Origin of the sequence: Amycolatopsis sp. NPDC058278, assembly GCF_042881395.1 — a bacterium.
GTDB lineage: Bacteria > Actinomycetota > Actinomycetes > Mycobacteriales > Pseudonocardiaceae > Amycolatopsis.
Map to the genome: position 1 here is coordinate 1 of NZ_JBHVXZ010000233.1, position 6,337 is coordinate 6,337.

Annotated in this window: 7 protein-coding genes and 1 pseudogene; 2 read left to right on the forward strand and 6 right to left on the reverse strand. The window is 72.0% G+C overall.

Annotated elements, in window-relative coordinates; all coding sequences use genetic code 11:
• The 3 genes and pseudogenes from ACFVYA_RS49055 to ACFVYA_RS49065 form a co-directional block, all read right to left on the reverse strand.
• A pseudogene (locus ACFVYA_RS49055) lies at positions 1-248 on the reverse strand (lipoyl synthase); the annotation flags it as partial.
• A 25-nt stretch (positions 249-273) separates the two neighbouring features.
• Positions 274-1,224 (reverse strand): oxidoreductase, encoded by a 951-nt coding sequence (locus tag ACFVYA_RS49060; protein ID WP_387055437.1) that lies wholly within the window; start codon positions 1,222-1,224, stop codon positions 274-276.
• Between the two features lie 19 nt (positions 1,225-1,243).
• Complete coding sequence (locus ACFVYA_RS49065) at positions 1,244-1,765, reverse strand: hypothetical protein (protein WP_387055439.1); 522 nt, start codon at positions 1,763-1,765, stop codon at positions 1,244-1,246.
• 129 nt (positions 1,766-1,894) lie between these two features.
• On the opposite strand from ACFVYA_RS49065, the gene ACFVYA_RS49070 reads away from it, so the two are divergent.
• Together ACFVYA_RS49070 and ACFVYA_RS49075 are read left to right on the forward strand one after the other, a co-directional pair.
• Entirely contained in the window at positions 1,895-2,506 is a 612-nt protein-coding gene (locus ACFVYA_RS49070; RefSeq protein ID WP_285989426.1) for a TetR/AcrR family transcriptional regulator, read from the forward strand.
• A 4-nt stretch (positions 2,507-2,510) separates the two neighbouring features.
• Entirely contained in the window at positions 2,511-3,446 is a 936-nt protein-coding gene (locus ACFVYA_RS49075; protein ID WP_285989427.1) for an LLM class F420-dependent oxidoreductase, read from the forward strand.
• A gap of 101 nt (positions 3,447-3,547) precedes the next feature.
• On the opposite strand, the gene lipB is transcribed toward ACFVYA_RS49075, so the two are convergent.
• The 3 genes from lipB to ACFVYA_RS49090 are packed head-to-tail and all read right to left on the reverse strand — an operon-like array spanning position 3,548 to position 5,783.
• Positions 3,548-4,291: a lipoyl(octanoyl) transferase LipB gene (lipB, locus tag ACFVYA_RS49080; RefSeq protein WP_387055441.1), complete on the reverse strand. Its 744-nt coding sequence runs from the start codon at positions 4,289-4,291 to the stop codon at positions 3,548-3,550.
• Complete coding sequence (locus tag ACFVYA_RS49085; RefSeq protein ID WP_387055443.1) at positions 4,288-4,911, reverse strand: phosphatase PAP2 family protein; 624 nt, start codon at positions 4,909-4,911, stop codon at positions 4,288-4,290. The genes lipB and ACFVYA_RS49085 overlap by 4 nt, the downstream gene beginning before the upstream one ends.
• On the reverse strand, positions 4,908-5,783 hold the full coding sequence (locus ACFVYA_RS49090) for a TIGR01777 family oxidoreductase (protein ID WP_387055445.1): 876 nt from the start codon (positions 5,781-5,783) through the stop codon (positions 4,908-4,910). Before ACFVYA_RS49090 ends, ACFVYA_RS49085 begins: the two co-directional genes overlap by 4 nt.
• Positions 5,784-6,337: the final 554 nt, after the last annotated feature.

A 6,337-nucleotide genomic window follows, 5' to 3' on the forward strand; every position in this document is an offset into this window, starting at 1 on the left:
CGCGTGCACTGGTCCCCACCGATCAGGAACGTGGCCTCACGGTCCTCCCAGCACTCATAAATGTTCGGACAACCGGCCTCTTCACACACCGTGTGAAGACCTTCGCGGCGAACCAGACCCTTGAGCTCGGTGAACTCCGGCCCCATCCGCACCCGCGTCTTGATCCACGACGGCTTCTTCTCGATCGGCGTCTCACTGTTGCGAACCTCAAGACGCAACAGCTTCCGGCCTTCAGGTGCAGCACTCACGAGCTCAACCGTACGCCCGTCCGGGCTACGCGGGATCCGGGGTGACGCCGGTCAGCTTCGCGGTGACGTCCCACAACGCGGCCCCCAGCGACTCGCTGCGCGCGGCGGACAGGGGACGCCCCTTGACCGGGTTGCCCCGCGTGCCGCCGAGGCCGCCCGGCACGATGTAGTCGCCGCTCTCGACACCGTCCGCCGTGGCCGCGTACAGCTGCGGCAGCGCGCCCTGGCGGACGTTCTGCGCGAAGAGCACCTCGCCGATCCGGTGACCCCCGGCGATGACCGCGCGGACGACCGGGTTGGTGTACGAGCGCGCCATCCCGCTGCCGAGGCCGGTGGCGGTGTACCCGGGGTGGGCGGCGACGCTGAGGACGTCGTCGCCCGCCGCGCGCAGCCGCCGGTCGAGCTCCAGGGCGAACACCTGGTTGGCGAGCTTCGACTGCCCGTACGCCGTGGCCGGGTTGTAGCGGCGGTGCTCGGCGTTGGGGTCTTCGAGGTCGATGCGGGCGCCGACGGCGGCCAGGCTCGACAGCGCGACGACGCGGGCGTGCCGCCGGCCGCGCAGGGCGGGCAGCAGCAGCCAGGTCAGCGCCGCGTGCCCGAGGTGGTTGGTGCCGAACTGCAGCTCGAAGCCGTCGGCGGTGCGGCCGCGGGCGGTCGCCATCACGCCGGCGTTGTTGACCAGCACGTCCAGCGCGTCGCCGGTGCGTTCCCGCGCCGAGGTGGCGGCCGCGCGCACCGACGCGAGCTCGCTCAGGTCCAACGGGATGAGCTCGGGTTCGGCGCCCGCGGCGGCCGCTTTCACGATTTCGAGTGCCTTCGCGCCGCGCTCGGCGGAGCGGCAGGCGAGGAGCACGCGGGCCCCCTTGCCCGCGAGCACCTCGGCGGTGCGCAGCCCCAGGCCGGAGTTCGCCCCGGTGACCAGGACGGTCCGGCCGCTCTGATCGGCGATGTCGGCGTCGGTCCAGCGCTGTGTCATGGGTGAAACTTAAACCTGTTCACGCACTGGGCGCGAGCAGTCGGCGCAGGTGTCCGATCACCGGACGGCGGCGCACGGATTCTTCACGGTTCGCGCGCAGCAGCGCCTCGAACGCGTGGCCGACCTTGACGATCTCTTCGGCGGGTTCGCGCGGGTCGGCCAGGCCGGCCGTGACGGCGAGCATCCGCAGCTCGCCTTCGTGCATCCGGCGCAGCGACGCGTGCCGCTCGTAGGCGCCGTCGAGGACCGCGCGCAGGTCGGCGTGCTCGTCGACGGCGGCGCGCCAGGCGCGGGTGACGGCGTCGACGTGGTCGCCGAGGCCGTCGGCGTCGTCCGGGTCGATGACCTCGGCGCGCAGGCGCCCGCTCAGCGTCCGCGTCCACTGGTACTGCAGGGCGGCGAGGACGTTTTCCTCGGTGCCGAAGTGCTCTTCGGCACCGGGCACCTCCTCGAGCGGCAGCGGCTCGCCCGGGTTCCGGGCGGCCAGGCGGACGGTCGCTTCGAGGATTTCCTGACGTCGGTAGAAGTCTGTCCAGCTCATGGTGGCTCCCCTTCCGTGGCCCGGGTCATACCGCCGGTTTGCGGCATACTCCCGGTACGGACCTGACGCGCCGAACATACCATGAGTATGGAGAGCGGTTCCGGGCGTAAAGTTGTGAAGGTGGCGACAATGAGGTCCAGACGACTCGACTACTCCGAGTCGACGCGGTCCGCGCTGGTCGACAGCGCGGTCGAACTGTTCACCAAGCGCGGTTACGCGGGGACCTCGCTCGACGAGATCGCCAAGCGGGCCCGGGTGACCAAGGGTGCGCTGTACCACCACTTCAGCGGCAAGCAGGCGCTGTTCGAAGCCGCGTTCGACCAGGTCGAAAGCCTCGTCTACGACCGCCTCGACAAGATCATGACCGGCGAGGGCACGCCGTGGGAACGGGCGCTCGGCGGGCTCAACGCGTTCATCCGCGCCTGCCTCGACCCCGCCTACCAGCGGATCGCCATCCACGAGGCGCCGGTCGTGATGGGCTGGGAACGCTGGCGCGAGGCCGAGGAGCGGTGCAGCTTCGGGCTGGTCCGCTCGGGCCTGCAGTCGCTGATCGACGCGGGCGAGGTCGAGCCGGTGCCGGTCGAGGTCACCGCGCGGCTGCTGTTCGGCGCGCTGTCGAGCGCGGCGACCGAGATCGCCAGTTCGCCCGACCCGAAGAAGGTCGGCGCCGAGATCGAGGACGTGATCGTCCGCATGCTGGTCCGGCTGAGGCGCACGGAGCCCGACCTCTCTATAGGCTGACGTCGTGGACTTGAGGATCTTCACCGAGCCCCAGCAAGGGGCCAGCTACGACGACCTGCTGCGCGTCGCGAAGGCGACCGAAGCCGCCGGGTACGACGCCTTCTTCCGCAGCGACCACTACCTGAAGATGGGCTCGGCCGACGGCCTGCCCGGCCCGACCGACGCGTGGATCACCCTCGCCGGCCTGGCCAGGGAGACCAGCCGGATCCGGCTGGGCACGCTCGTCACCGCGGCGACGTTCCGCCACCCGGGACCGCTGGCCATCTCCGTGGCGCAGGTCGACCAGATGTCCGGCGGCCGCGTGGAGTTCGGCTTCGGCGCGGGCTGGTACGACGCCGAGCACGAGGCGTACGGCCTGACGCTGCCGCCGCTGAAGGAGCGCTTCGACCGCTACGCCGAGCAGCTCGAGATCATCACCGGGCTGTGGAAGACGCCGGCGGGCTCGACGTACTCGTTCGCGGGTGAGCACTACACGCTGTCCGAGTCGCCGGCGCTGCCGAAGCCGGCGCAGTCCCCGGCCCCGCCGGTGATCATCGGCGGCGGCGGCAAGAAGCGCACCCCGGCCCTGGCGGCCCGGTTCGCCGACGAGTTCAACCTGCCGTTCACCGACGCGGAGACGGCGCTGGCCCAGTTCGCCCGCGTCGAAGCCGCGGCGGCGGAAATCGGCCGGGACCCGAAGGAGATCCTGCGCTCGGTGGCGTTGGTGATCGGGGTCGGGCGGTCCGACGCGGAGGTCGCTCAGCGGGCTTCGGTGATCGGGCGGGAAGTGGCCGATCTGCGAGCCGACGGGCTGGCCGGGTCGCCCGCGGAGGTCGTCGACCGGATCGGGCAGTGGCGGGAGAAGACCGGGGTCACGCGGGTCTACCTGCAGCTGCTGGACCTGTCGGACCTGGACCAGATCGAGCTGATCGCCGCCGAGGTCGCGCCGCAGCTGGACTGACCGAGCAGCTCCCGTTTTCCACGCTAGCGGAACGGTCCGACAGTTCCGGAGCTTGAACCCGTGAAGGCCACCTGTTTGTCCACAGGTGGCCTTCACGGTTTTCAGTTCTGGAGGGCGAAGGTGACGCCTGCGGCCTTCGGGGCTTCCGGGCGCGGCAGCCAGCGGTCCGCACTGACCGGGAGCTCGCCTTCGAGGGCCGCCAGCACCGCGTCGCGGGCCAGGGGGAGGACCGCCTCCACCGTCACGTCGCGCTGGAGCTCGTACGACAGCGACGTCACGCCCGCGTCGCGGATGCCGCACGGGACGATCGAATCGAACGCTGCCAGGTCCGCGTTGCAGTTCAGCTCGAAGCCGTGCATCGTCACGCCTCGCTGGACGCGGATGCCGATCGCCGCGATCTTGCGCTCTATCCCTCGCTCGTCGGCCGGGATCCACACGCCGCTGCGGCCCTCGACGCGGCCGCTCGCCACTCCGAGCTGGTCGCACACGTGGATCAGCGCCTCCTCGAGGCGCCGCACGTAGTGGACCACGTCGATCGGGTCGGCGAGCTTGACGATCGGGTAGCCGACCAGCTGGCCCGGACCGTGCCAGGTGATCTTGCCGCCGCGGTCGACGTCGATCACCGGGGTGCCGTCCGTGGGGCGGTCGGCCGGCTCGGTGCGCTTGCCCGCCGTGTACACCGACGGGTGCTGCAGCAGGAACATCGTGTCCGGCGCGGTGCCGTCGGCGCGCTCGGTGAGCCGGCTGCGCTGGAGCTCCCAGGCTTCGGTGTAGTCGATCGTCCCCAGCTCGCGGACGTCGACGGGCTCGGTGCTGGCGCGGCAGGAAGTGCGGGAAGAACTCACCCGTCGAGGCTACGCCCGTCACCCGGGGGAAGCAGCCGCAAGGCGCACGCTGAGAGCAGCCCGACACCGGTCACCGCCAGCACTGCGCCGATCGTGTCCGTCACCCAGTGCACGCCGAGCACGACGCGGCAGGCGGCCGACAGCACCACCGCCACCGCGACGGCCGCCGCCACGCGCCGGACCAGCCGCGGCCACACCCACGCGCACAGCAGGAGCAGGACGAACCCGGTGCTCGCCACCGACACCACGTGCCCGCTCGGATAACTCAGGTCCGGGTAGTCGCGCGGGCGTTCCCGCAGGAAGACCGGCTTGAACACCAAGCTGGTCAGCCGGCACAACAACAGCACGACCGCCAGCCGGACGCACAGGCCGAAGTGTTCACGCCGCCGCAGCGCCAGCGCCAGCAGCGCGACGCCGAGGACGTAGGGGAGCACCGGGCCGAGGACGTCGCTGCCGGCCTGCGCGACCCGCCCGAGCGGCTCCGCGTACACGCCGTGAAGCGCGTTCGACACCGCGACGTCGAGGGCCAGCGGTTGCCGCGCCACGCTCAGCCCGAGCAGGACGAACGCGGCCGAGAACACCACGCCCACGACCAGCCAACGCTGCAGCCGGACACTCATGCCGCGGCGAGCGCGCTGTCCAGGGTCCGGTGCCGGAACTCGTAGCCGGACCGCTCCAGCACCGCGGGGACCGCTCGCTGCCCGAACAGCGCCATCTCCTCGCCGGCCTGGCCGAGCACGGCCTTGAGCGCGAACCCGGGCACCCACCACGGTGCCGGCCGGTGCAACACGCGGCCGACCGCGCGGGTGAACTCGGCGTTGGTCACCGGGGCCGGGCCGGTCAGGTTCACCGGCCCCGACACGTCGTCGTGCGTCAGGACGTGGACGATCGCGCCGACCTCGTCCTCGAGGGAAATCCACGGCATGTACTGGCTCCCGTCGCCGAGGCGCCCGCCCAGGCACAGGGCGAAAAGGGGGCGCAGCGTGCCGTACAACCCGCCCTTCGCGGACAGGACCAGCCCGGTCCGGATCCGCGCGACCCGCGCGTCCCCGGCGGCCGCCGTCGCGGCTTCCCACGCTTCGCACAGCTCGGCCAGGAACCCCCGGCCACGCGGCGCGGATTCGTCCACAGTGGACGCGTGCGTGTGGCCGTAGTACCCGACGGCGGAGGCGTTGACAAGCACCCCGACGCCGTGTTCGGCCACGGCTTCGGCGAGCACCTCGGTCGGCTCGACCCGGCTGTCGGTGAGCTGCTGCTTGCGCATCGCACTCCACCGGCCGGGGAACAACCGCTGGCCGCCCAGGTTCACCACGGCGTCGACGCCCTCGAAGGCGCCGCTCGCGACGGTGCCCGACGGCGGGTCCCAGCGGAATTCGCCGCCTTCGCGGGCTTCGCGCCGCACCAGGCGGCGGACTTCGTGGCCTTCGCGCCGCAGGCGTTCGCCCAGCGCCGACCCGATCAAGCCGCTCGCTCCGGCGATCAGTACTCGCATGGTTCGATCGTGGCCCATCAGGGTCGCAGGCGCACGCCCAGGTCCCGCGCGAACGCGGGAAGGTCGGAGAGGATCGCCAGGCCCAGCCCGGGAAGCGGGACCTCGGGGAAGTCCGTGCCGGTGTAGAACATCGCGACGGTGCCGCCGTCCGCGGACAGGCCGAAGCCGCGGTTGCGGGGCAGGCTCCCGCCCTTGTACAGCGCGTCGCCGCCGAGCTTCCGGCGTGCGAGCGCGACAGCGGGAGTGTCCGCGGTGGCGAGGTGGGCGGTGGAAGGCGAACAGCTGCGCCGCGGTGCCCTGGGCGGTCTTCTGCGTCCAAGCCCACTCCGCTTCGGCGGAGATCGGCTCGCCCCGGACGCGGCCGAGGACTTCCCGCCGGAACGCCGGATCGGCGGTGAAGCGCGCGGTCAGGTCCGGGTCGCCGGGGAAGAACGAGCGGAGTGCCGTCGCCGTCGAAGGGTGGAACGCGTCCCGGTCGCCGGCCCGGACCGGCTCGTCCGGGTCGAGCCCGCACGAGCCAGGTCCGGAACGCCGCGAAGGGCTCCCCACCGGCT

Excerpts from the sequence above, each read along its gene's own strand:
- ACFVYA_RS49060 (WP_387055437.1), bottom strand. The coding sequence starts at position 1,224 with ATGACACAGCGCTGGACCGACGCCGACATCGCCGATCAGAGCGGCCGG.
- ACFVYA_RS49065 (WP_387055439.1), bottom strand. The coding sequence starts at position 1,765 with ATGAGCTGGACAGACTTCTACCGACGTCAGGAAATCCTCGAAGCGACC.
- ACFVYA_RS49085 (WP_387055443.1), bottom strand. The coding sequence starts at position 4,911 with ATGAGTGTCCGGCTGCAGCGTTGGCTGGTCGTGGGCGTGGTGTTCTCG.
- ACFVYA_RS49090 (WP_387055445.1), bottom strand. The coding sequence starts at position 5,783 with ATGCGAGTACTGATCGCCGGAGCGAGCGGCTTGATCGGGTCGGCGCTG.
- ACFVYA_RS49070 (WP_285989426.1), top strand. The coding sequence starts at position 1,895 with ATGAGGTCCAGACGACTCGACTACTCCGAGTCGACGCGGTCCGCGCTG.